The 24,357-nt window shown below is 69.1% G+C and carries 20 protein-coding genes and 1 riboswitch; of the genes, 9 read left to right on the top strand and 11 right to left on the bottom strand.

The window, feature by feature from the left end; all coding sequences use genetic code 11:
• Positions 1–97 precede the first annotated feature (97 nt).
• The gene (gene flaF / locus MKK64_RS09350) at positions 98–460 is read left to right on the top strand and encodes a flagellar biosynthesis regulator FlaF (RefSeq protein ID WP_147727251.1); all 363 of its coding nucleotides are present in this window, start codon (positions 98–100) and stop codon (positions 458–460) included.
• A gap of 164 nt (positions 461–624) precedes the next feature.
• On the opposite strand, the gene MKK64_RS09345 is transcribed toward flaF, so the two are convergent.
• Both MKK64_RS09345 and thiC read right to left on the bottom strand, forming a co-directional pair.
• Positions 625–915, bottom strand: a complete 291-nt coding sequence (locus MKK64_RS09345) for a hypothetical protein (protein ID WP_147727250.1) — start codon at positions 913–915, stop codon at positions 625–627.
• Positions 916–1,280: 365 nt separating this feature from the next.
• On the bottom strand, positions 1,281–3,170 hold the full coding sequence (gene thiC / locus MKK64_RS09340) for a phosphomethylpyrimidine synthase ThiC (RefSeq protein ID WP_147727249.1): 1,890 nt from the start codon (positions 3,168–3,170) through the stop codon (positions 1,281–1,283).
• Positions 3,171–3,245: 75 nt separating this feature from the next.
• Positions 3,246–3,354: riboswitch (TPP riboswitch) on the bottom strand.
• A 118-nt stretch (positions 3,355–3,472) separates the two neighbouring features.
• Between thiC and MKK64_RS09335 the strand changes: the two genes are divergently transcribed.
• From MKK64_RS09335 to MKK64_RS09325, 3 genes are all read left to right on the top strand, one after another.
• The gene (locus MKK64_RS09335; RefSeq protein WP_243933900.1) at positions 3,473–4,306 is read left to right on the top strand and encodes an alpha/beta hydrolase; all 834 of its coding nucleotides are present in this window, start codon (positions 3,473–3,475) and stop codon (positions 4,304–4,306) included.
• A 67-nt stretch (positions 4,307–4,373) separates the two neighbouring features.
• Positions 4,374–4,742, top strand: coding sequence for an HNH endonuclease (locus tag MKK64_RS09330; protein WP_147842303.1), 369 nt, complete (start codon positions 4,374–4,376; stop codon positions 4,740–4,742).
• A 125-nt stretch (positions 4,743–4,867) separates the two neighbouring features.
• On the top strand, positions 4,868–5,953 hold the full coding sequence (locus tag MKK64_RS09325; RefSeq protein ID WP_243933898.1) for an acyltransferase family protein: 1,086 nt from the start codon (positions 4,868–4,870) through the stop codon (positions 5,951–5,953).
• Positions 5,954–5,982: 29 nt separating this feature from the next.
• Here the strand turns inward: MKK64_RS09325 and MKK64_RS09320 are convergent, their stop codons facing one another.
• Positions 5,983–6,234, bottom strand: coding sequence for a PilZ domain-containing protein (locus MKK64_RS09320; protein WP_147729070.1), 252 nt, complete (start codon positions 6,232–6,234; stop codon positions 5,983–5,985).
• 271 nt (positions 6,235–6,505) lie between these two features.
• Here MKK64_RS09320 and MKK64_RS09315 point away from each other — a divergent pair, with 271 nt between their 5' ends.
• Positions 6,506–8,704, top strand: coding sequence for a transglycosylase domain-containing protein (locus MKK64_RS09315; protein WP_243933896.1), 2,199 nt, complete (start codon positions 6,506–6,508; stop codon positions 8,702–8,704).
• A 93-nt stretch (positions 8,705–8,797) separates the two neighbouring features.
• Here the strand turns inward: MKK64_RS09315 and MKK64_RS09310 are convergent, their stop codons facing one another.
• Positions 8,798–9,175 carry a flagellar biosynthesis repressor FlbT gene (locus MKK64_RS09310; RefSeq protein WP_147729760.1) on the bottom strand — a complete coding sequence of 126 codons (378 nt, stop codon included), beginning with the start codon at positions 9,173–9,175 and terminating at the stop codon, positions 8,798–8,800.
• A 210-nt stretch (positions 9,176–9,385) separates the two neighbouring features.
• On the opposite strand from MKK64_RS09310, the gene MKK64_RS09305 reads away from it, so the two are divergent.
• The 3 genes from MKK64_RS09305 (at position 9,386) to MKK64_RS09295 (ending at position 14,303) form a co-directional block, all read left to right on the top strand.
• Positions 9,386–10,579 (top strand): flagellin, encoded by a 1,194-nt coding sequence (locus MKK64_RS09305; protein ID WP_243933894.1) that lies wholly within the window; start codon positions 9,386–9,388, stop codon positions 10,577–10,579.
• Positions 10,580–10,783: 204 nt separating this feature from the next.
• Positions 10,784–11,980 (top strand): flagellin, encoded by a 1,197-nt coding sequence (locus MKK64_RS09300; RefSeq protein WP_147842360.1) that lies wholly within the window; start codon positions 10,784–10,786, stop codon positions 11,978–11,980.
• A gap of 139 nt (positions 11,981–12,119) precedes the next feature.
• Complete coding sequence (locus MKK64_RS09295; RefSeq protein WP_243933892.1) at positions 12,120–14,303, top strand: tetratricopeptide repeat protein; 2,184 nt, start codon at positions 12,120–12,122, stop codon at positions 14,301–14,303.
• Here MKK64_RS09295 and MKK64_RS09290 read toward each other — a convergent pair.
• The 7 genes from MKK64_RS09290 to rfbF all read right to left on the bottom strand — a co-directional run bounded on the left by MKK64_RS09290 (position 14,300) and on the right by rfbF (position 22,819).
• Positions 14,300–15,436: an FkbM family methyltransferase gene (locus tag MKK64_RS09290; protein ID WP_243933890.1), complete on the bottom strand. Its 1,137-nt coding sequence runs from the start codon at positions 15,434–15,436 to the stop codon at positions 14,300–14,302. The two genes, MKK64_RS09295 and MKK64_RS09290, sit on opposite strands and share 4 nt — an antisense overlap.
• Before the next feature lie 6 nt (positions 15,437–15,442).
• Complete coding sequence (locus tag MKK64_RS09285) at positions 15,443–16,492, bottom strand: NAD-dependent epimerase/dehydratase family protein (RefSeq protein WP_243933888.1); 1,050 nt, start codon at positions 16,490–16,492, stop codon at positions 15,443–15,445.
• The gene (locus tag MKK64_RS09280; protein ID WP_243933886.1) at positions 16,489–18,351 is read right to left on the bottom strand and encodes a thiamine pyrophosphate-binding protein; all 1,863 of its coding nucleotides are present in this window, start codon (positions 18,349–18,351) and stop codon (positions 16,489–16,491) included. The genes MKK64_RS09285 and MKK64_RS09280 overlap by 4 nt, the downstream gene beginning before the upstream one ends.
• Positions 18,352–18,406: 55 nt before the next feature.
• Positions 18,407–19,936, bottom strand: coding sequence for an N-acetylneuraminate synthase family protein (locus MKK64_RS09275; RefSeq protein ID WP_243933884.1), 1,530 nt, complete (start codon positions 19,934–19,936; stop codon positions 18,407–18,409).
• Positions 19,937–20,088: 152 nt separating this feature from the next.
• Positions 20,089–20,979: a class I SAM-dependent methyltransferase gene (locus tag MKK64_RS09270; protein WP_243933883.1), complete on the bottom strand. Its 891-nt coding sequence runs from the start codon at positions 20,977–20,979 to the stop codon at positions 20,089–20,091.
• Positions 20,976–22,055: a CDP-glucose 4,6-dehydratase gene (gene rfbG / locus MKK64_RS09265; RefSeq protein WP_243933881.1), complete on the bottom strand. Its 1,080-nt coding sequence runs from the start codon at positions 22,053–22,055 to the stop codon at positions 20,976–20,978. The genes MKK64_RS09270 and rfbG overlap by 4 nt, the downstream gene beginning before the upstream one ends.
• Positions 22,052–22,819, bottom strand: a complete 768-nt coding sequence (gene rfbF, locus MKK64_RS09260; RefSeq protein WP_147726170.1) for a glucose-1-phosphate cytidylyltransferase — start codon at positions 22,817–22,819, stop codon at positions 22,052–22,054. Before rfbF ends, rfbG begins: the two co-directional genes overlap by 4 nt.
• A gap of 164 nt (positions 22,820–22,983) precedes the next feature.
• On the opposite strand from rfbF, the gene rfbH reads away from it, so the two are divergent.
• Entirely contained in the window at positions 22,984–24,330 is a 1,347-nt protein-coding gene (rfbH, locus tag MKK64_RS09255; RefSeq protein WP_243933873.1) for a lipopolysaccharide biosynthesis protein RfbH, read from the top strand.
• The last annotated feature ends 27 nt before the right edge of the window (positions 24,331–24,357 follow it).

Raw genomic sequence — 24,357 nt, 5'->3', positions numbered from 1 at the left:
GATGCAATTCTCGTCCGCGGCGCTTACCCTATGTTAAGGCGCGCGCTGCCATAACCCCACCCCGTGCCCGCCGGCCTGCGGGTGGAGCGTCAGACCGATGAGTTTCGCCGCCAACGCCTACACGAGAACCGCGAACAGCGTCCTCAGCCCGCGCGAGGCGGAAGCCGCCGTGCTGATCAAGGCGGCGCAGCAGCTTCAGATGGTCAAGGACGACTGGACCAACCAGTCCGCCAACCTGAACAAGGCGCTGAACTTCAATCAGAAGGTCTGGACGCTCCTGGCAGGCGCCGCGACGGCGCCCGAGAGCCCGCTTCCGATCGCGATCAAGAACAACATCGGCCAGCTCTCGGTCTTCGTGTTCCGGCGGATCATCGACACGCTGATCGAGCCGGGCGCCGACAAGCTCTCGGCGCTGATCAACATCAACCAGCAGATCGCCGCCGGCCTGCGCTCCTCGTAGGCCGCGCCGGACCGGCGGACGCGACCGGGCACGGGACGCGGCGCGTCCCGTCGCCTCGGCTTCGGCGACCCGGTCTCGACAGGCATGGCGACGCGAAAAAGGGCCGAGGCGCACAGCCCCGGCCCTTTCGTTCCGCTCGGCGTCACGACCGGCGGAGGCGCCGCTCACGCTTCGCGATCGACGGGCTTATCGGCCGTCCTGCGCTCCGCCTGAGCCTCGGCGTAGGCGCGCGACCGCAGCACCGACACGTCCGGAAGCTGGACCAGCACCGCACCGGTGCCGGGATCGAGCACCTGATACACGACGCTCTTCGTATCCCGGTCGATGGTGATGCGCCGCTCGTCGTTGGTCCGATCCGACGCGGCGTCGCCGCGCGACCGTCCGTCATCGGAGACCGCAGCGCCGCTGCGATCGCTTCTGCCGATGTCGACGCGAACGGCCGGATCGAGCGCCACCGGAGCCGCCGCCTCGATGGGTCTGGCAGGCTGGACGACGGGCGGTGCGCTCAGGCGCGTCGGCGTCGGGGGTGTCACTTCGAAGGTACTCATCGCGCACCTCTACGGGTCCCGTTGCGGCATGAGACCAGAAGCCGTGCGGCGCGTGAATCGTCTCTTAAGACTCCGCCCCGGTACCCGACTGAGCGGGATCATCCTGAAGAATCAGGCAACGACGCGGATCGAATTTTAACGGTTCGCCCCGGCATGCGCCGCGTCCCCGGGGCCCGGTCGAGCGGATGCGAGGCCTCGGAAGCGATCCGCCCCCGCGCGCCTGTCGGCGGGCGGGGGCGGAGCGCTCGGTCATGCGTCCCGGAGTGGCGCCGTCACTCGGCGGCGTCGACGTAGAGCTTGCCGCCCTCGGCCAGGAACTCGCGCGACTTCTCCGCCATCCCGGCCTCGCGCTCGGCGCTGGTGAGGATCGGCGCGGTGTTGAGCACCTCGCCGGCGGCCTCCATCGCCAGCACCTCGGCGCGCAGGTCCTGCGTGATCTTCATCGAGCAGAACTTCGGCCCGCACATCGAGCAGAAATGCGCGACCTTGTGGGCGTCCTTGGGCAGGGTCTCGTCGTGGTAGGCGCGCGCCGTGTCCGGGTCGAGGCCGAGGTTGAACTGGTCCTCCCACCGGAAGTCGAAGCGGGCCTTCGACAGGGCGTCGTCGCGCAGCTGCGCCGCCGGGTGGCCCTTGGCCAGATCCGCGGCGTGGGCGGCGATCTTGTAGGTGATGACGCCGGTCTTCACGTCGTCGCGGTTGGGCAGCCCGAGATGCTCCTTGGGCGTGACGTAGCAGAGCATCGCGCAGCCGAACCAGCCGATCATCGCCGCGCCGATGCCGGAGGTGATGTGGTCGTAGCCCGGCGCGATGTCGGTGGTCAGCGGGCCGAGGGTGTAGAACGGCGCCTCGCCGCACTCGGCGAGCTGCTTCTCCATGTTGACCTTGACCTTGTGCATCGGCACGTGGCCCGGCCCCTCGATCATCGTCTGGCAGCCCTTGTTCCAGGCGATCTTGGTCAGCTCGCCCAGCGTCTCGAGCTCGGCGAACTGCGCCGCGTCGTTCGCGTCGGCGATCGAGCCGGGGCGGAGGCCGTCGCCGAGCGAGAACGAGACGTCGTAGGCGCGGCAGATGTCGCAGATCTCCTCGAAGCGCTCGTAGAGGAACGATTCGCGGTGCCCGGCCAGGCACCAGCGCGCCATGATCGAGCCGCCGCGCGACACGATGCCGGTGACGCGCCGCGCGGTGAGCGGCACGTGGGCGAGGCGGACGCCGGCATGGATCGTGAAGTAGTCGATGCCCTGCTCAGCCTGCTCGATGAGCGTGTCCTTGAACACCTCCCAGTCGAGCTTGAGCGGATCGCCGCCGACCTTCTCGAGCGCCTGGTAGATCGGCACCGTGCCGATCGGCACCGGCGAGTTGCGGATGATCCACGAGCGGATGTTGTGGATGTTGCGGCCGGTCGACAGGTCCATCACCGTGTCGGCGCCCCAGCGGATCGACCAGACCAGCTTCTCCACCTCTTCCGCCGCCGACGAGGTGACGGCCGAGTTGCCGATGTTGGCGTTGATCTTCACCAGGAAGTTCCGGCCGATCGCCATCGGCTCCAGCTCGGTGTGGTTGATGTTGGCCGGGATGATCGCCCGGCCGCGGGCGACCTCGTCGCGCACGAACTCGGGCGTGATGAACGGCGGCACCGAGGCGCCGAAGCTCTCGCCATCGGCGAGCGCCGCGTGCGCCCGGTCGAGCATCTGCTCGCGGCACAGATTCTCGCGGTGGGCGACGTAGATCATCTCCTCGGTGACGATCCCGGCGCGGGCGAACTCGTACTGCGTCACCATCTGGCCCGGTCCGGCCTTGCGAATCGTCCGCTCGGCGGGGCAGGGGGCCACCAGCTTGTCGGCCGGCACGAAGCCGTTGTCCTCGGGCTTCACGATGCGCGGCTGCACGGCGGCGTAGTCGCGCTTGGCGATCCACGGGTCGCGCAGGGTCGGCAGGCCCTTGGCGAGGTCGATGCGGGCGTCGGTCTCGGTGTAGGGGCCGGACGGGTCGTAGACCCGCACCGCCGGCTCGTTCGGGTCGGTCAGCACGATCTCGCGGAACGGCACCCGGATGTCCTCCCGGCCGGCCACGCTCGCGTAGACCTTGCGCGAGCCGGTCACCGGACCCGTGGTCACGGTCTCGGGACTTCCCTTGACGTCTTTGGACAGGACGGGCGCGTTCATCGAGTGGGTCTCCCGGCTTTGGGGCGACCCGGCACGCGTCGATGGAGATGCGATGAAGCGGCAGACGCCGGGATCGGCGCCGCAGGTTCCCGTCCCTCCGCCGGTACGAGCCGGATCAGGTTCAAGGGTCAGGACGTCGCGTCCACTCTCAGCCCCCGGTTGCGGGGCCCCCCTCGGAATGGTTCGAATCTCCGCGTGCCGCCGGACTTTGTCAATGCGTGCGGCAGACCATGCTGGGACGGACGGCTGCTGGCGTCGCCGCGGAACGGTTAGGGTCCGGCCGCGAGACCCGGCGGAGACCCATGCGCATCCTGCTCGTCCTGGCGGCCGCCGCCATCGTCTTCGGCGGCCCCATCGCCGCGCTGGCCGTCTTCCAGCGCAACCTCATCTACCCGGGCGCCTTCATCGCCGGCCCGCGCGCACGCCTGCCGGTGCCGCCGGGCACCGAAGCGATCTCGCTCGTCACCGCCGACGACGAGCGCCTGCATGCCCTGTGGCGGGCGCCGCGCCCCGGCTGCGGCGTCGTGGTCAGCTTCCACGGCAACGGCTCGCGCCCCGAGCCCGCAGCCGCGCGCTTTGCCGCCGCGCCCTGGTCCGGCGCCGGATGGGGCGTGCTGGCGATCGCCTATCGCGGCTATCCCGGATCGACCGGCACGCCGATGGAGGAGGGGCTGATCGCCGACGGGCTCGCGGCCGTCGCCGAGGCCGCGCGGCGGGCGCCCGGCGCTCCGATCCTGCTGCACGGTCATTCCCTCGGCGCCGCGGTCGCGGTCGCCGTGGCGGAGCGGGTGCCGCATCTCGGGCTCTACCTCGAGGCGCCGTTCGATTCGCTGCCCGGCATCGTGCGCCTCGCCTTCCCCTACGCGCCGACCACCCTGCTGCGCGATACCTGGCGCTCTGATGCGCGCATCGCGCGGGCCGGCGGGCCGGTGCTCATCGTCCACGGCACGGCGGACGGCGTCGTGCCGGTGAAGCTCGGGCGCCGCCTCGCCACCGCGGCGGGCGCGAGCGCCCGCTTCGAGGCGGTCGCCGGCGACCACGTCTCGGTGCTCGGAACCCGCGATCGCCTGGCCGAAACCTTGTTCGGCGACCGCGTCCGGCCGGGCTGCCCGGCGCTCGCCGCAGCGACGCCTTGACGCCGCGCCGCGGTTTTCCCGCAATCCCATATCGCCGGTCGGACCCGATGCGAACGGAGGCGAGGCGGTGGGGCGACGCGAGCGGCGCTGGCGCGAGGACGATCCCGAGACGCAGGCGCGCAGCCCCGAGCCGGTGATCTGCCCGCTCTGCGAGCGCCCGATCCCGCCCCGCGCCCGCTCGAGCCTGCATCACCTCGTGCCGAAGCTGAAGGGCGGCACCCACGGCACCACCGTGCGGCTGCACCAGGTCTGCCACTCGGCGATCCATGCCCGGCACAGCGAAGCTGAGCTCGCCCGGCGCCTCGCCGACGTCGGCGCGCTCCGCGCCGAGCCGGAGATCGCGCGCTTCATCGCCTGGGTGCGGACAAAGCCCGACGACTTCCACGCTGCCACGCGGATGACGCGGGACCGTCGCTCGGCCAAGCGCAAGAGCTGACGCCGGGCCCCGGAGCGGATTCACCCCGCGTTCGCCATGCCGCGCGATGGCGCTGCGGGGCTCAGGCGGCCTTTACGCATCCCGCCCAAGGGTTGCGCCGACGGGGCGACCGGGCGGAGGCGGTGATGGCGGGGGCGGCGGGCACGGCGGGGCCGGGGGATGCGATGCGTCTCGCCTGGGTCGACGTCGCCAAGGGCATCTGCATCCTCCTCGTGGTGATGATGCATTCCACCCTCGGCACCGGCGAGGCGATGGACGGCGAGGGTTTCCTCCACACGGTGGTGAGCTTCGCGAAGCCGTTCCGGATCCCGGACTTCTTCCTGCTGTCGGGCCTGTTCGTCGGCCGGGTGATCGACCGCGACTGGCGCTTGTTCGCCGACCGGCGTGTCGTCCACTTCGCCTACTTCTACGGGCTCTGGGTCGTCGTCCAGTCGCTCGCGAAGTATCCGGCGATCGTCGGCGAGGCCGGGCCCGACGCCTTCGCGGCCCATCTCGTCCACGCGCTGATCGAGCCGTACGCGACGCTGTGGTTCATCTACCTGCTCGCGGTGTTCTCCGTGGTGACCAAGCTGCTGCGCCGCGTGCCGGCGGCGGTGCTCCTGGCCGGCGCCGCCCTGCTGCAGGTCGTGCCGATCGCGACCCCTTCCTATCTCGCGGAGGAGTTCTGCGCCCGCTACGTCTACTTCGTGGCCGGATACCTGTTCGCCGGGCGCATCTTCGCCTTGGCCGACCGGGTCGCGCGCAACCCGGGGGCGGCCTGTGCCGGGCTGATGCTCTGGGCGGGGATCGAGGCGTGGCTCGCCTTCACGCCCTCGCAACTGCCGGGGTACCCGACGCTCGCTAGCCTGCCGCTGGTCAGCCTGATCCTCGGCGGCGCCGGCGCGCTCGCCATCGTCGCCGGCGCCGCCCTGCTGACGTCGGCCGGGGGGCCGGTCACCGCGGCGTTGCGCGCCTGCGGGCAACGCTCGATCGTGATCTACCTCGCGTTCTTCCTGCCGATGGCGGTCACGCGGACGCTGCTGGTCAAGGTGGGGCTGATCGACGATGTCGGCCTCGCCAGCCTGACGGTGATGGTCGTCGCCGTGATCGTGCCGCTGGCGCTCGAGCGCGCGGTGCGCGGCACCGCCCTCCGCTTCCTGTTCGCCCGCCCGAAGGCGTTCCGCATCGTGAGGGCCCGGCAGGCCCCCGCTCCGGCGCTGCAGCCGGCCTGAGCCGGCGCGCGCCGGTTTCGCGGTCCGTCTCAGCCTTCGAACCGTACTCCCAGCCGCCGACCCTCGCGCCGGACGACGCGACAGCGCCGCGGCGGCTCGTAGGCGGTCACCCGCAGCGTGAACCGATCGGGGGCGACGATCTCGGCCGCGACCTCGATCTGCGCGCCGGTCTCCGAGACGTCCCAGACCAGGCATTCGCAGGGCTCCCCGCATTCGTCCGCGATCAGGCTCGCGACCTGGAAGGCGTCCTTGCGCGGGGTACTGCGTCGATTGTCGCTCATGGCATCACCCGAAGGTCGAAGGCGGAGCGCATCTTGCCCGCAATCGCTTAGCAAAAGCCGCGTCCGGCGCCAAAAACCCCGGGGATACGGCGACGCCGGGCCGCATCGCGGAGCGCGAACGCCAAGTCCCTGATCGTCAACGGGTTCTGAAAATCGGCGGTTAACATCCCTTAAACCCGCCGCATTTACCGTGCGGAACCGGGCCTCCAACGATCGCCGCCGCACCACCTTTGCAGGGCATCTCGGACAGGCCTCAGGACAGACGGGACGCATGGCGAACGGACGCGGACGGGACGGCCGGGGCGAACCGAACTTCGACGTGCCCGAGGGGCGCGGCGCGGGTCGGGGCGGCGCGGACCTCCGCCTGTCGCGGGCCGATCGCCCGGGAGGCGGCGTGGCCAGCAGAAGCCGAGACAGCGAGGACGCGGGCAGCCGCCGGGCGAAGCCGGCCGCCAAGGGCGGCGCGCGGCGTGGCGCTTCGTCGAAGAAGGTCCGGCGGCGCTCGCTGCTCGGGCGCGTGGTCTACGCCGGCTGGGTGCTCGGCCTGTGGGCGGTGGTCGGGATCGCCGGCCTGATCGCCTACCATGCCTCCCAGCTTCCGCCGATCGACCAGCTGGCGGTGCCCAAGCGCCCGCCAAACATCGCGATTCTCGCCTCCGACGGCTCGCTGCTCGCCAACCGCGGCGAGACCGGTGGCCGCGTCGTCGGCATCAAGGAGCTGCCGAGCTACCTGCCGCGCGCCTTCGTGGCGATCGAGGACCGGCGCTTCTACAGCCATTTCGGCGTCGACCCGGTCGGCATCCTGCGCGCCATCGGCCAGAACCTGACGCGCCGCGGCGTCGCCCAGGGCGGCTCGACCCTGACGCAGCAGCTCGCCAAGAACCTGTTCCTGACGCCCGAGCGGTCGGCCTCGCGCAAGATCCAGGAGGCGATCCTCGCCCTGTGGCTCGAGCACAAGTACAGCAAGAACGAGCTGCTCGAGCTCTACCTGAACCGGGTCTACTTCGGCGCCGGCGCCTACGGCGTCGAGGCGGCGGCGCAGCGCTACTTCGGCAAGCCCGCCAAGACCGTCAGCGTCGCGGAAGCCGCGATGCTCGGCGGCCTCGTCCAGGCGCCCTCGCGGCTGGCGCCGAACCGCAACCTACCGGCGGCCCAGGCGCGCGCCGCCCAGGTGGTCGCGGCGATGCAGGAGCTTGGCTTCATCACCGCCCAGGACGCGAAGGTGGCGCTCGCCCAGCCGGCCCGGCCGGCGAGCACCCGCGGCGGCGGCTCAGCGAACTACGTCGCCGACCTCGTGATGGACGTGCTCGACGACTTCGTCGGCACGATCGAGGGCGACATCGTCGTGCAGACCACGGTCGACACCAACCTTCAGGCGACCGCCGAGAAGGCGCTCGTCGACGAGCTGAACGCCAAGGGCCGCCGCTACAACGTCGGCCAGGGCGCGCTGGTCTCGATGCGGCCGGACGGCGCGATCCGCGCGCTGATCGGCGGGCGCGACTACGCGCAGAGCCAGTTCAACCGGGCCACCACCGCCAAGCGCCAGCCCGGCTCCTCGTTCAAGCCGTTCGTCTACCTCGCCGCGGTCGAGCGCGGCGCGACGCCGGACACGGTGAAGGAGGACGCGCCGATCAAGATCGGCAACTGGCAGCCGGAGAACTACTCGCACCAGTACGAGGGCCCGGTCACGCTGCGGACCGCGCTCGCCCTGTCGCTCAACACCGTCGCGGTGCGCCTCGGCCAGGAGGTCGGCGCCAAGGCGGTGGTGCAGACGGCGCAGCGCCTCGGCATCACCTCGGCGCTGCAGGTTAACGGCTCGATCGCGCTCGGCACCTCCGAGGTGACGCCGCTGGAGATGGTCGGCGCCTACAGCGCCTTCGCCAACGGCGGCACCGGCGTGATCCCCTACGTCGTCGCCGGCGTGAAGGCTGCCGACGGCAAGGTGCTGTACAAGCGCGGGGAGGGCGGCCTCGGCCGCGTCATCGATCCGAACGCCGTCGGCATGATGAACGCGATGATGCACGAGACCTTCGTGATCGGCACCGCCAAGAAGGGCGACATCCCGGGCTGGGACCTCGCCGGCAAGACCGGCACCAGCCAGGATTTCCGCGATGCCTGGTTCATCGGCTATTCCGGCAGCCTGGTCACCGGGATCTGGCTCGGCAACGACGACGGCGAGCCGACCAAGAAGGCGTCCGGCGGCAACCTGCCGGTCGAGATCTGGAAGACCTACATGAGCGTCGCGCTGAAGGGCCAGACGCCGGTGCCGCTGCCCGGCCTCAACCGCTGGCGCAAGGCGCCCGAGACGACCGCCTCGGTGGCGAGCGCGCCGAGCCCGGGCAACATCCTCGGCCAGATCTTCGGCGAGCCCCCGGCGCCGGCGCCCCGCCCGAATGCGGCCCGCCGTCCGGCGGCCCGCGACTCGGACGACCGCAACTTCATCGAGAAGCTGTTCGGCATCGGCGAGTGACGTGAGCGGACGGCTCGGCCGGCGCCCGCGTCGCGCGGCGGACTTGGCCCCCGAGGCGTCGCGCTGCGCGACGCCTCGCTCGGGCGGACGCCCTCAGGCGGCCAGCTCCTCCTCGTAGGCGATGAGCTTCCGCCCGGTCTTGATCGCCAGGTGGTACTGCTTGGCCGCGACCGCGTCGTGGATCGCCACGAGATACGGGGCCGCGCCCGGGATCGTCTTCAGGATCTCGGTCGACTGCATCACGAACAGGTTCTCCGCCTCCGCCGGATCGTCGGCGAGATAGATCACCTGCAGGGTCACGCAGAGCTTCTTGCACGGCGTGTCGGCGTCCGCCTCGCGGATGATCTCGCTCTCGCGCAGGAACTTGCACTGGGTCTCGACGAGGAAGACCGACCGCCGATCGCCGTTCCGGATCAGCGCCCCGTTGATGATCAGCCGCTCCGCGGGCTTCAGCTCGATGCGTAGGGCCATGCCGGCAACTCCATTCTAGAGACGCCACGACCATCGACACGATCTGTTAATGTTGTTTGAACTCTCATCGCGTAATTGGGCGCAATACACCCTGCACACCCGCGATATGCCGGATTTGACCGGTCGATTTAACGCGTCGGTAGGTGGCGACATGTTTCTTCGTGAGGCCGGCAGAAAGCCGGTCTTCTGATCAAATATGGATCTCACCTCATGTCCGGCGTCTCTCTCACCGCTGCTACCCGCCAGAACCTGCTTTCGCTGCAGGATACGGCGTCCTTGTCCTCGACCACCCAGAACCGTCTTTCCACCGGCAAGAAGGTCTCCTCGGCCCTCGACAACCCGGTCAACTTCTTCACCGCGCAGAGCCTGTCGAACCGCTCCTCGGATCTCGGCACCCTGCTCGACAGTATCTCCAACGGCGTGCAGACGATCCAGGCGGCCAACCAGGGCCTGACCTCGATCCAGAAGCTCGGCGACTCGGCCAAGTCGACCGCCAACCAGGCACTCGCGACGCAGATCACCACCACCGGAACGGCCGCCGCTGCCTTCTCGGCCGCTGCCGGATCCGTTAACTTGGAAGTCAACGGCACCGCGGTCTCGACCACGCTGACCGCCAGCGACACCATCGACACGACCATCGCCAAGCTGAACACCGCCGTCAGCGCCCAAGGTGCGGGCAACGCGTTCAGCAAGGACGTCACCGGCACCAAGATCGTCGTCAACGGTACGGCCGATATCGAGTTCTCGTCGCCCGCCGACCAGACCGCGCTCGGCTTCACCAGCGGCGCCGCGAACGCGGGTCCTCAATACGGCACCACCTCGACGGCGGGTCAGAGCTCGAACCTGACGGTGACCGGGGTCAAGGAGCGCGCGGCGCTCGCCAAGCAGTACAACAGCCTGCTGACGCAGATCGACCAGCTCGCCAAGGACTCGAGCTTCAACGGCACCAACCTGCTGTCGAGCAGCGCGGCTTCGAACAAGCTGCACATCTCGTTCAACGAGAAGGACACCTCGAACCTCGACGTGCAGGGCGTCGATGCCACCTCGGGCGGCCTCAGCCTGACGTCGATCACCGGCAACTCCGGTGCGACTGCGGACGGCAAGGGCAACTTCCTGCTCGACAGCACGGTGACCTCGACGCTCACTAGCCTGACGAACGCGTCCTCGACCCTGCGCTCGCAGGCCTCGACCTTCGGCTCGAACCTGTCGGTGGTGCAGAACCGCCAGGACTTCACCAAGAACCTGCAGAACGTGCTCGACACCGGCGCCTCCAAGCTCACCGATGCCGACCTCAACGAGGAGGCCGCGAACTCCCAGGCCCTGTCGACCCGCCAATCGCTCGGCATCTCGGCCCTCTCGCTGGCCAACCAGGCCCAGCAGGGCGTGCTTCAGCTCCTCCGCTAAGCACCGCCCACCATCACGACGCGACGAAGCGGCTGGGGCATCGCCCCGGCCGCTTTTTCATTTTCTGTCCGCGATGCGTCTTCGATCGTCGATCTTCCCTAATCACGCGCGCAGCCAACCGAAATCTCAGACTTCATTAACCGGAATGCAAGGAACGGCGTGCTTAGTTAACCCTAACATCGCCTAAGCAAGACGGATCATCCCATGTCCTCGGAAGTCACGCTCTCTGCCGCCACGCGCCAGAACCTGCTCTCGCTGCAGGATACGGCGGCGCTCTCGTCGACGACGCAGAACCGTCTTTCCACCGGCAAGAAGGTCTCCTCGGCCCTCGACAACCCGGTCAACTTCTTCACTGCGCAGAGCCTGTCGAACCGCTCCTCGGATCTCGGCACCCTGCTCGACAGTATCTCCAACGGTGTGCAGACGATCCAGGCGGCCAACCAGGGCCTGACCTCGATCCAGAAGCTCGTGGACTCGGCCAAGTCGACCGCCAACCAGGCACTCGCCACGCAGCTCAACACGAGCGGAACAGCCGGTGCCGCCTTCTCCGCCGCCGCCGGCACGATCAATTTGCAGGTCAACGGCACCGCGGTCTCGACCACGCTGACCGCCAGCGACACCATCGACACGACCATCGCCAAGCTGAACGCGGTGGTCGGTCCCCAGGGCGCGGGCAACGCGTTCAGCAAGGACACGACCGGCACGAAGATCGTCGTCAGCGCCAGCGCCGACCTCGAGTTCTCGACGCCCGGCGACCAGACCGCGCTCGGCTTCACCAGCGGCACCGCCAACTCCGGTCCCCAATACGGCACCACCTCGACGGCGGGTCAGAGCTCGAACCTGACGGTGACCGGGGTCAAGGAGCGCGCGGCGCTGGCCAAGCAGTACAACAGCCTGCTGACGCAGATCGACCAGCTCGCCAAGGACTCGAGCTTCAACGGCACCAACCTGCTGTCGAGCAGCGCCACCACCAACAAGCTGCACATCTCGTTCAACGAGAAGGACACCTCGAACCTCGACGTGCAGGGCGTCGATGCTACCTCGGTCGGCCTCAGCCTAACGGCGATCACCGGCAACTCCGGTGCATCCTCGAATGGGCAGGGCAACTTCCTGATCGACAACGACGTCAAGACGACGCTCACCAGCCTGACGAACGCGTCCTCGACCCTGCGCTCGCAGGCCTCGACCTTCGGCTCGAACCTGTCGGTGGTGCAGAACCGTCAGGACTTCACCAAGAACCTCCAGAACGTGCTCGACACCGGCGCCTCCAAGCTCACCGATGCCGACCTGAACGAGGAGGCCGCGAACTCCCAGGCCCTGTCGACCCGCCAGTCGCTCGGCATCTCGGCCCTCTCGCTGGCCAACACCGCGCAGCAGGGCATCCTCCAGCTCCTGCGGTAGGCTGCGCCCACGCGCGTTCGGAGCGAGGCCGGGGCATCGCCCCGGCCTTTTTTCATGCGTGAGGCCCGGCGGCGATCGGGGGCGAGGCCGGAACGATTCGTTAACCATCGCAACGCGACAGTCGCGCGGGGGAGGCATCATGGCCCGACGCACGAATCATCGCGACCTGCCGGTCGCGTCCCAGCGACGATCCTCGACCGCGAGGCTGCTGAAGGATGCCTCGCTCGAGCAGCGCGCCGGGCGGCTTGCGGCGGCCGAGCGGCAGTATCGCCGGGTGCTGGATGCCGACCCGCAGAACGCCGAAGCCAACTACAAGCTCGGCATCATCGCGAGCCAGACCGATCGCGCCGCGCTGGCGGTGCCGCATTTCGCGGCGGCCCTGAAAGCCGGACCGGATCAGCCCCATTTCTGGCTCTCGCTCGCCACCGCGCTGCTCGGCGCCCGACGGGTCGGCGACGCCCGCGCCGTGCTCGAGCGCTTCCGCGAGAAGCGCTTCGCCGATGCGGAAACCCAGGCGACGCTGACGGCGCTGATCGCCAACCTGTTCACCGAGGCGCACCAGCATTACGAGGACCGGCTGTTCAAGGACGCCGAGCCGCTGATCGACATGATCGTGATGCTCGACGAGGGCCACGTCGAAGCGCTCCACATGGCCGGCAGCATCGCCGCGCAGACGAACCGCCTGACCCTCGCCGTCGACCTCCTGCAGATCGCCGTCTCCCTCGACGACGACGCGCCGGTGATCAAGGGCAACCTCGGCACGATCCTCGCGCGCCAGGGACGCTACGGCGAGGCGAATGCCTGCTTCGACCGATCGATCGAGATCGATCCGAACAACCCGAACACCTTCAGCAACTTCGGGGTCGCCCTGCGCAAGCAGGGCCGGCTCCGCGACGCGATCGACCGCTTCGACGAGGCGCTTCGGCTGTGCCCCGACTTCGCGCAAGCCCACAGCAACCGCGGAAGCGCCCTGATGGACATGGGCCTGCTCGACGAGGCCATCGCCGCCTACGACGAGGCGCTGCGGATCGACCCGAGCCTATCCTTCGTCCACAGCAACCGCCTGTTCACCAAGCTGTACTCTGCCGACTATACCGCCGAGGAACGCTTCGCCGACGCCCAGGCCTTCGGCCTTCGGTTCGCTGATCCGCTGCTGCGCCGCCGCCCGTTCGCGAACGATCGCGATCCCGAGCGCCGCCTGCGGGTCGGTTTCGTCTCGGGCGATTTCCGCGAGCACGCGGTCAACTACTTCTTCGAGCCTGCGCTGCACCGGTTCGATACGACGCAGATCGAGACCTTCGCCTTCTCCAACACGGTGAACGAGGATGCGGCGACGGAGCGCCTCAAGGCGAGCTTCGCCCACTGGCACTGCCTGTGCGGCCTCACCGACGACGAGGCGGCAGACCTGATCGAGGCGGAGGCGATCGACATCCTCGTCGACCTGTCCGGCCACACGGCCGAGAACCGCATCCTCGTCTTCGCCCGCAAGCCCGCCCCGATCCAGGTCGGCTGGATCGGCTATCCCGGAACGACCGGCATGTCGGCGATCGATTATCGCTTCACCGATCTCCACGCCGAACCCCCCGGCGTCGGCGACGACCTCAGCGTCGAGGCGCTTTGGCGCCTCCCGCGCGCCGGCGCGTGCTACCAGGCCCCCGCGGCCTCGCTGCCGCTGGCCGATCATCCGCCCTCGGAAGACAACGGCTACGTCACCTTCGGCTGCTTCAACCGCTTCACCAAGGTCAGCGACGCCGCGCTCGAAGCCTGGGGCCGCATCCTCCACCGGGTCCCGGGCTCGAAGCTGCTCCTCGAGATCGCCGACGTGGACGAGCCGGCGACCGCGCGCCACGTCGCGGCGCGGCTCGAGCGCCTCGGCGTCCCGCTCGACCGCACGATCCTGAAGGCGCGTTCGCCGAGCAACCGCTACGTTCTCTACAATCAGATCGACATCGCCCTCGACCCGTTTCCCTACAATGGCGGCACATCGAGCCTCGATACGCTCTGGATGGGCGTGCCGTTCATCGCCCTGGAAGGGAGCCACTTCGTGGCCCGGATGGGCCATTCGATCCTGACGAATGCGGGTCTTCTGGAACTCAGCGCTCCGACCGTCGACGCGTATGTGGATCTTGCCAGCCGTTTGGCCGAGGATGCGGGGTGGTTGCGGTCCATCCGCCACGATCTTCGCGGCCGCTTCGCAGCGAGTCCGCACATGGATCATCGTCTTCTGGCGGACGACGTCGTCGCGGCTTGGCGCATGATGTGGCGGCGCTGGGTCGCTTCAACGCCTGCCCCCGCCGATCCGATCGGCAACCTAGAGTCTTAATTCGGCGTGACGTAGAGGACTGTGTCGAAGCCGTGGTGGCCATGCTGCCGCAGGCGGAACCGTGGGCGATGGTAGAGGTTGGCGACGATTTGCGGGATGTCCCATAGGTCCGAGGGACGATGGTAGATGCTGACGGCGATCGTCGGCCGCCGCGCCAGAAGCTCTTCCATGCCCTGCAGGGCGTCGCGTTCCGCCCCCTCGATATCGAGCTTCACGTAGACGTCGCCGGTGCAACTGACGGCGTCGTCCAATCTGACCACTTGGATGTCCGTCGTAGAGGTGCTTGCCGCAACGAAGTCCTGCGGGCCCAAGACTCGCGACGCTTCGCCGTCGCCGTCGGTGAATTGAACGGTCTCGTTCGCATTGGAAAGCCCCGCCTTGATCAAGGTGTAGCGGCCGAGCGTTGCGCGATGCCTTCGGGCGGTCTCGACGAGTGCTGCCATGTTCCGCTCGTCCGGTTCGAAAGCGATCCAGTCGGATACGGAGACGTCGTGCGCGAGCAGCGTCTCCAGCGTGTCTCCCGTATAGGCTCCGCCATCGACGAAGGTGATGGGTCGATCGAAGATGGGTAGGAAGTCGGGAACGTATGCGTCCGATGCGCAGAGTTCGGGATGGCGCCGTGGGTCGGTCGAAAGCCGATAGTCGAGCAGGGCGAGCAAGAGAGCCTGGCTCTCGGCGTCGCCCAGCCGATCGTGGAGCGCTTCGATATCGTCGAGCCGATCGAGCGTCGCAGCGGGTGGTGCGAGCCAATAGTTGTCGAGCGAGAATCCGGGTATCGTATACAGATCTGTCGGGAAGAGGACTTGGGTGAAACCGCGCGCAATGGCCCATTCTGCTAGGGAGCGCGACGGCACGTAATGGTTCATCAACTCATGCACGTAGGCCGATCCTTCGATCTCGGCATCGCCGAGATCGTCGGGATGGCGGCACGGTAGACCGTCGACGGTCGATCGCTCGTGCCCGGTCCGGTCGACGAAGCCCAGGACCGGTACGTCGAGCCGCACGAGTTCGCGCGCGATCCGCCTGCCGAAGCCGCCGGCGCCGTAGATGTGACAGCCCCGCCCGACACCCGCGAAATCCTGCTCGGGGACGGCGAGGCGCCGGCGAAGGTCGGCAAACGCGGTTCCGCTCATCACGGCCTATCCTGTTCGGCGTGCGGCATCGGCGGTCCGGCGGATCGCCTGGTCGAGGGGGGTCCAGACGTCCAGGCCGAGGTCGCGCCGGGCCTTGGCGATCGACGGGACGTAGCGGTTGCGGTCGGCGCCGGCGCTGGGGAGGCCTCGGATCGCGATGCCGCGGCTCGACGGAATTTCTGCGGCGACCGCGGCCGCCAGGTCGGCGATGCTGATCGGCTGGTCCGAGCCGACGTTGTAGGCCGTGCCGGGCATGCCGCGCACGAGGAGCGTCGTCAGCCAGCCCGCCAGATCCGCCGCGTAGAGGTAGGAGCGGACCGGCTGCCCATCGCCCGAGACGACGATCGTCCGCCCATCCAGGGCGTCGCGGATGAAGTTGCCGATGGCGAAATGCCCGTCGAGCGGCAATCCCGGCCCGACGAAGGCGAAGGCCCGCGCGATCACGGCGGCCGTCGCCGTCCGGGCGGAGACGATCGCGCACATCTGCTCGGCGAGCCGCTTGGCCTGCCCGTAGGCCGAGCGTGGATCGAGCGGATCGCAGGCGCCGGGATGATCGTCCGGAATCGCCGCGAGGTCCGGCGGTTGGCGGCCGTAGACTGCGCCGGAGCTGACGTAGAGGAAGCGGCCCACCTCCGCAGCGGTCGCGAAGTCGAGGACGCGCCGCGTGCCCTCGGTGATCGACGCGATCAGCGTCATCGGATCGCGATCCGCCGCCGCGCTCGTGTCCGTCGCCGCGTGGATCACATGGGTGAAGCGTCCGGCCGGGAAGGCGAAGGATCGCACGTCGCCGGCGATCAGCCGGACGCAGTCGAGTTGCGCGAGATCGGGCGAGGCGCGAAGGAACCCGCCGGGATCGCGCGAGAGGACGGTGACCGTGAGATCGATCGGCAACGTGGTTCGCGCGCGCGCCAGCAGCGCGAGCAACCCTCGCCCGAAGAAGCCGGTCCCGCCGGTGAGGAAGATCGAGGCACGATCGAGTTCGGCGAGCGCCGGGGCCACGCGGGCGATCACCGCATCGAGATCGCCCGAGGCGATGCCGCCGAAGTCGTCGCTCACGCGGGTGCGCGCCAGACGATCAGGTGCTCGGGCACGGTCTCCGAGGCCGGATCGAGGGGAACGATCATGTTGGCGCGGAACTCGTCGCGCGGCAGCAGCGGCGACATGTCCTCCAGCGGCATCGAGCGCATCGATCCGTCGGCCTGGGGCAGGGCCGCCGATTTCGGGAACAGCGCCTCGGTCTCGATCACGCGCACGTCGACGAGGAGCGGCCCCGGGTGATCGAGCGCGCGCCGGATGCCGTCGCGCAGGTCGGCGACGTCCGAGATCGCGAACGCGTCCCAGCCGAAGGTCTTGGCCAGCGCGACGAGATCGGGGATGTCGAGCTTGGCCTGCGGCCCGCTGCCGACGTAGCGGCCCTCGAAGTAGGTACGCTGCGTCGTGCGGATCGAGGCGTAGCCGTTGTTGTTGAACACGAACATCCGAACCGGCATCCCGAGGCTGGCAATCGTCTGCAGTTCCTGCACGTTCATCATCAGCGAGCCGTCGCTCTCGATCCCGACGAAGGGCCGGCGGTCGGACGCCATGTAGGCGCCGATCATCGCCGGCAGGCCGTAGCCCATCGCGCCGAGGCCCGAGGTCAGGAACACCCGCTGGCCCGGCTTGTTCTGGAAGCCGGTGTGGAAGAACTCGACCGCCAGGCCGGAGCTTCCGGTGACGATCAGGCCGTCCTCCGGCAGTTCCTCGGACAGCATCTGGGTCAGGTGGAAATGGCCGATCGGCCCTTCTGTCGGGAAGGGCGCGCCGTCGTTGATCGGATAGCGCCGCTTCCAGTCGGCGCAGCGCGCGAGCCAGCCGGACCGGTCGACCGGCGCGGCCTCGCGCGCCCGCGGCAGGAGCCGTTCGATGAAGTCGCGCGCGTCGGCCTCGATCCTCAAGGAGAAGCCGGCATTCTCCGAGAACTTGGCCAGCTCGGCGGCATCGACGTCGACGACGACCTTCTGCGCGTGGCGGCCGAACTTGGCCGGGTTGTGCGCGGTGACGACGTTGTCGAGGCGCGCGCCGATCGCGATCACGAGGTCGGCGTTCTGGACCGCGAAGTTCGGCGCGCGCAGCGCCACCGTGCCGGGCTTGCCGACGCTCAGGGGATGGGCCGCCGGGATCAGGTCGGCGGCGTTCCACGTCGTCACCACCGGGATCTGCAACGTCTCGTAGAGCTCGCGGAACGCGCCCGCCGCCTCCGCCAGGCGGATGCCGTGCCCCGCCAGGATGATCGGCCGCTCCGCCCGCGCCACCATGCCCATTACAGCATCCAGCTGCGCCTCGGTCGGGCCGGTGCTCGCGTCGGGCGACGGCGGCGCGAAGCCGGCGAGCGCGGCGACGTCGATCGTCGCGTTCTGCACGTCCAGCGGAATGTCGAGCCAGACCGGCCCGCGCCGCCCCGTCGTCGCGCGATGCACCGCCTCCTCGAGATGCCGGCGGATCGCCGCCGGCTCCATCACCGTCGCGGCGTATTTGGTGATCGGCCGCACGATCGAGACGATGTCGACCTCCTGCGGCCCCATCTGCCGGACGCCGCTCGCGCCGATGAGGTCGTCGCGCTTCACCTGGCCCGAGATGATCAGCAGCGGCACGGACTCGATCCAGGCGCCGGCGCATCCGGTGATGGCGTTCGTCGCCCCCGGGCCCGTCGTCACCAGGGCGCAGCCGAGGCGCCCGTTCACCCGCGCATAGGCTTCGGCCGCGATGGCCGAGGCCTGCTCGTGATGGTTCGGGACGTAGGTCAGGGCGGGGCAGGCGCCGACGGCATCGACGAGGTACATCGCGCCGCCGCCGGGCACGAGGAAGACGCAGCCGACCCCTTGGGCGGCCACGAACTCCGCGACGTAATCGGCCAGGCGCCGGAGATGGGTGGTCATCGCGGGTGGGTCTCTCGGTGGTGCGGCAGGCTCGGAGATCGGCCGGGGGCGTCGGTCAGGCGAGCCAGTAGCGCAGGAAGGTCTTGCGATCCGGGTTCTGCCCGATCGCCGGATCAGTGTAGAACGAGTCGTCGATCGCGTGGGTGGAGGAGATCTCCTCGAACACCGCCCCTGTCCGGCTCTCGAAGGCGTGCCGCGTGCCCGGCGTGATCGTCACCACCGAGCCCGGCCGGCAGACCTGATCCTCGCCGTCGAGCCGCAGGACGAGATCGCCGTGCAGCATGTGGAAGGTCTCCTCCTTGCGCGCGTGGTACTGCTCGGGATGCGACTGCCCCGGCAGGACGACGATGAGCTTCTTGCAATAGCCGCGGTTGACCACGGTCACCATCGTGATGCCGACCCGATCGAACCGGTCGAGACCGTAATGGTGCGAGATCTCGAGCTCGGCCTCGCCCGGCACCACCCCGCGGCTCTCGCTGAGCAGGGCCTTCACGCGCTCGACGATCGACAGGATCCGTGCCCGGACCTCCTCTCGCCGCGTGGCGGCGGACGTGACCGGGGCCGCGGCGGGGATGTCGTCGGTCGCGGTGTAGTGCGTGTACTTCGACCAGTCGTTGGCGGTGACCTGGCCCGGCTGCGCGGGGATCGCGAAGAACACGTCCTCGGCCTTGAGCCGCTGTCCCTTGGCGATCGGCCGCTTCGCGAACACGCCCCGGCGCAGGTCGCGCAGGGCGTCGCGTTCCTCCCGCGACGGCTCGACCCGCTCTCCCGTCACCCCGGCGCAGGCATAGGCCTTCCGGGCCGAATCCAGCCAGGCCCGCGCCTGGGCGGGCGATGCGGAGTAGGCGTTGAGCGCGTAGGTTTCGGTCGGGACGCCAACATGCTTCTCGAACAGCGTAGCGCCCTTCGCGATCGCCATCGCGACGGGCAGCGTCTCGTTCGGGTCCTCGTGCGTCGAGTATCCGATGCGCAGGTGGGGATAGCGCGCGCGCAGGAGATCGATCTGGTTGAGCTGCAGGTCGCTTGCGGGCGTCGGATACTGCGCGACGCAGGTCATCAGCGCGAAATCGCGCTCGCGGTGGCGCATGAAGGACACGATGTTATCGATGTCGAGCAGCTCGATCCCGGCGGTCGAGCCGACGACGGGCAGATCGGTCCGCCCGATCGCCTCGATCAGCGGCCAGTCGGTGAACGAGCAGCTCGCGATCTTCAGGATGTCGAAGCCGTCCGCGACGATGCGATCGACGGAGGCCTCGTCGAAGGGCGTGCACATGGCGATCAGCCCGTGCTCCTTGATCCGCGCGACCAGGCGGCGCGTCTGCGCGCGGTCCAGGCGGGTTTCGGAGAACCGCTTGATGTACTTGATGTCGGTCCGACCCTGAAAATCCGGGTGGATGAAGGTGTCGAGCTCGCGGAACTGGAGCTTGATCGCGAAGGCGAAATCGTAGCCGCGGGCCAGGGCTGCGAATTCGTCGATGATGCGGAGCCCATGCTCGACGTCGCCCATGTGGTTGTTGGCGAGCTCGAAGATGAACAGGCGCTCCGGGATCAGAGAGGCGACAGGCGACGTCCGCGACAGTGACATGGGGTTGGTCTCGTTCAGCAGGGCGCTTCGGTGTGTCGTTCGCTGCGCCGGCACGTCCGCGACGCTCGAGCGGACGCCGCGGACGCGCCGGTGCTCGCCTCCGGGGCGTCGTCCGGCGCGGGTCTGGCGATCACCGCGAATCTTCCCGGCGATCATAGGGGTGGTCGGGTGGGTGTCTCAAGCGGGCGACGCGAGCGGGCGACGATCGAGAAGACATGGCTGCCCTTGCCGCCGGCCGAGACCGGATGGGAGATCCGCGTCAGCGTCTCGAGGCCGGCCTGCTCCATCATCGCGTCGATCGCTTCCTCCGTGAAGAAGTTGACGTGCTCGTGCCAGTGCCGCTTCGCCGCCGCCCGATCCCCGGAGGCGGGAACGAGGCGGACGATGTCCTCGTGCGGGACCTCGAGGTACAAGATCGTCTTCGGATTCATCGCGGCCGCGATCTCGCGAAGCTGCTCGCGCGGAAAGGGCACGTGTTCGAGCACGTTGCTCGAGACGACGAGGTCGTAGGGTCCGGTCCGAGCCTGATCGAGGGTCACCCGCTCGGCGCCGGAAACGACCGGTTTGTCGGAGATGTCGTAGACGTGGTGGAGCGAGGCTCGGTCCTTGAACGGCGTGTTCACACCGGTATCGCCGCCCCAATCCAACACGCGCGGCGCCGCCGCGACGTGATCGGCGAGGATCGCCTCGATCGCCGGGATGTAGGCGCTGCCGCCGAGCAGGATGTCGTTGCGGGCGCCGTATCCCGGCTCGTAGCGCTCGCGCTGGGCACGATAGGCGGGGCCGCGATAGTCGGCGTAGAGCGCGGCCATCTCCGCGTCGTCGAAGCGCATGTCGAGAAAGAGCAGGCCGCAGCCCTCGCAGGCCAGCGTGTTGCAGACGCTGTAGGCGCGGCCGAGCGTCAAATCGCGCATCGCCCAGTCCGGCGTGATCTCGACGCTGTCCCAGCCGAAGATCCGATGTGCGAGGAACGGCATCAGCACCGCCGGGACGCGGCGCAGCGCCGTCCCATCGCAGCAGACGCAGCTTTTCGCGATCTTCATGCCGGCATCCCCGTGTAGCGCGCGATCTGGCTCGACAGGAGCCGGCGCAGCGGCGCGCCGGTCAGGTCCGAGCGATACAGCGCGACGCTCGCCGCCAGGCCCTGCTCCAGGCTCCAGCGCGGATGCCAGCCGAGGATCCGATGGGCCCGCGTCGAATCCAGGCGCAGCAAGCCGGCTTCGTGGAGCTGCCCCGGCACACCGGCTTCGTGCCAGCGCGCGTCGGCCGCCCACAGCCTGGCGACCGCATCGGCGACGTGGCGGACCGACACCTCGCCTCCCGCCGTCGGGCCGAAGTTCCAGCCCTGGCCGAGCAGGTCCGGCGCGTCGTGGGCGCGCTCGCACAGCACCAGGTAGCCGCAGAGCGGTTCCAGCACGTGCTGCCACGGACGGACCGCATCCGGGTTCCGGATCGCCACAGACCGCGCATCGCGGAAGCCCCGCACCAGATCCGGGATCAACCGGTCCGGCGCCCAGTCGCCGCCGCCGAAGACGTTGCCGGCGCGCGCGGTCAGGGTGCGCAGGCCGGCCCCGGGTCCGTACGACCGGGCGTAGGCGGAAGCGACGTGCTCGGCGCAGGCCTTGCTCGCGCTGTAGGGATCGTGGCCGCCGAGCGCCTCGTTCTCGCGGTAGCCCCAGGGCCATTCGCGATTCTCGTAGCACTTGTCGCTGGTGACCACGAGGACGAGGCAGCCGTTCCCGCGCCGGCGGGCCGATTCGAGCACGTGGACCGTGCCCATGACGTTGGTCGCGTAGGTCTCGACCGGATCCGCGTAGGAGCGCCGCACCAGGGATTGCGCGGCGAGATGGAGGACGATCTCCGGCTCCGCCTCGGCCATCACGGCATGGACCGCCGCGAGGTCGCGCACGTCGCCCCTGCGGTCGAGGAGACCGTCGCCGAGCCCGGCGTCTCGAAACAGGCTCCGGCCTTCGAGGCGATCGCGCGAGAAGCCCGTCACGACGGCGCCGAGAGCGCCGAGCCAGTGCGCGAGCCACGCGCCCTTGAAGCCGGTATGGCCGGTCAGCAGCACGCGGCGCCCGCGCCAGAAGGCGGGGCTCGGCAGGGCGCCGGCGATCACCACCGCTTCCACGGCGCGGTGCCGTCGGCCCAGAGCCCGTCGAGATGGATCTTGTCGCGCAGCATGTCCATCGGATGCCAGAAGCCGTGGTGCCGGAACGCGGCGAGCTCGCCCTGCGCGGCAAGCGCCTCCATCGGTTCCTGCTCCCACATCACGTCGTCGCCCTCGACGAGGTCGAGCACCTGCGGCGACAGCACGAAGAAGCCGCCGTTGATGAAGTCGTTCGTCTCGGCCGGCTTCTCCTGGAACACCGCCACGCGCTCGCCGTCGAGCGCCATGGCCCCGAAGCGTGCCGCCGGCGACACGGCCGTCACCGTCGCGCGCTTCCCGTGCGCGCGATGGAAGGCGAGCAGCGCGTCGAGATCGACGTCCGACAGCCCGTCGCCGTAGGTCATGCAGAAGTCCTCGTCGCCGACGTAGTTGCGCACGCGGCGCAGGCGGCCGCCGGTCATCGTCGATTCGCCGGTCTCGACCAGCGTGATCTGCCAGGGCTCGGCGACGCTGTTGTGGATGACGGTCGAATTGTTCTTCAGGTTGATCGTCACGTCGGATGTGTGCAGGAAATAGTTCGAGAAGAACTCCTTGATCATGTACCCCTTATACCCGAGGCAGATCACGAATTCCGTCAGCCCGAAGGACGAGTAGTACTTCATAATGTGCCAAAGGATCGGCTTGTTGCCGAGCTCGACCATCGGCTTGGGCCGGATCATGGTCTCCTCGCCGAGCCGTGTGCCGCGGCCGCCGGCCAAAATGACGACCTTCATGAGTGCCGTGCTCCCACCCTGCCCGCACCGGTTCGACGGTACCCCGTAGTGTCAGGGCGTTTCCATTCCGTTAACCATACCGGACGATAGCTCGCGCGCGGCTCTCGCGCGATGCAGGGGCCTCGAACAGCCGCCCGTGCGACAGGAATGGGGAATGTCGGTGCATGGCGGACGGTGACGGGACGGAAGCGCCCACTCTCGACGCCACGGCCAGCGCGGACCGGATCCGCGACGAGATCCTGCGCCTCGTCGATCTCTACGCGTCGAAGGCCCATGCACCGCGCCCGTTCGAGGCCGGCGCATCGCCGGTTCCGGTCTCGGGCCGCGTCTACGGCGCCCCGGAGATGCGGCTGCTCGTCGATTCCGCGCTCGAATTCTGGCTGACCACCGGCCGCTTCAACGCGGCGTTCGAGGGGCGCCTCGCGCGCTTCATCGGCGCCCGCTACTGCCTGACCTGCAATTCCGGGTCCTCGGCCAACCTCCTCGCGGTGACCGCGCTGACCTCGCATCTGCTCGGCGACCGGCGGCTCGTGCCCGGCGACGAGGTGATCACCTGCGCCACCGGCTTTCCGACCACCGTCAACCCGATCCTGCAGAACGGCCTCGTCCCGGTCTTCCTCGACGTCGAGATCCCGACCTACAATCTCGATGTCCGCGCGCTCGAGGCTGCGCTCTCGCCGCGGACGCGGGCGATCGTCGTCGCCCATACGCTCGGCAACCCGTTCGACCTCGGCGCCGTCACGGCCTTCGCCAAGGCGCACGACCTGTTCCTCGTCGAGGATTGCTGCGACGCGCTAGGGGCCACCTATGACGGCCGCATGGTCGGCACCTTCGGCGATGTCGGCACGCTCAGCTTCTATCCGGCCCACCACATCACCATGGGGGAGGGCGGGGCGGTCTTCGCCGGGTCGAGCCGGCTCAAGCGCGCGCTGGAATCCCTGCGTGACTGGGGCCGGGATTGCTACTGCGCGCCGGGCCAGGACGACACCTGCAAGAAGCGCTTCGACTGGAAGCTCGGCGACCTGCCGCACGGCTACGATCACAAATACACGTACTCGCATCTCGGCTACAATCTGAAGATCACCGACATGCAGGCCGCGGTCGGGGTCGCCCAGCTCGACCGGCTCGACGGCTTCATCGCGCTGCGCAAGCGCAACTACGCGCTGCTGAGGGACGGGCTGCGCCGGTTCGAGGACCGATTGATCCTCCCCGAGGCGACGCCGCTGAGCGAGCCGTCCTGGTTCGGCTTCCCCCTGACGCTGCGCGAGAGCGGCCGGCGCAACGACCTCTTGAAGCACCTCAACCGTCACCGGATCGGCACGCGGCTGCTGTTCGGCGGCAACCTCACTCGCCAGCCCTATATGCTGGAGCGGCGCTTCAGGACGGTCGGATACCTCTCGGCGAGCGATCGGGTGATGAACGACACCTTCTGGATCGGCGTCTATCCCGGGATCTCGCCGGACGCGATCGCCTACATGGTCGACAGCATCGGCGCGTTCTTCGCCGGCTGAGCGCGCGCACCGGCCGCGCGGCGTCGG

The organism is Methylobacterium sp. E-025 (assembly GCF_022829705.1).
Classification (GTDB): domain Bacteria; phylum Pseudomonadota; class Alphaproteobacteria; order Rhizobiales; family Beijerinckiaceae; genus Methylobacterium.
Note: the sequence above shows the minus strand (reverse complement) of the source record. Positions and strands in the feature narration are given on the sequence as shown.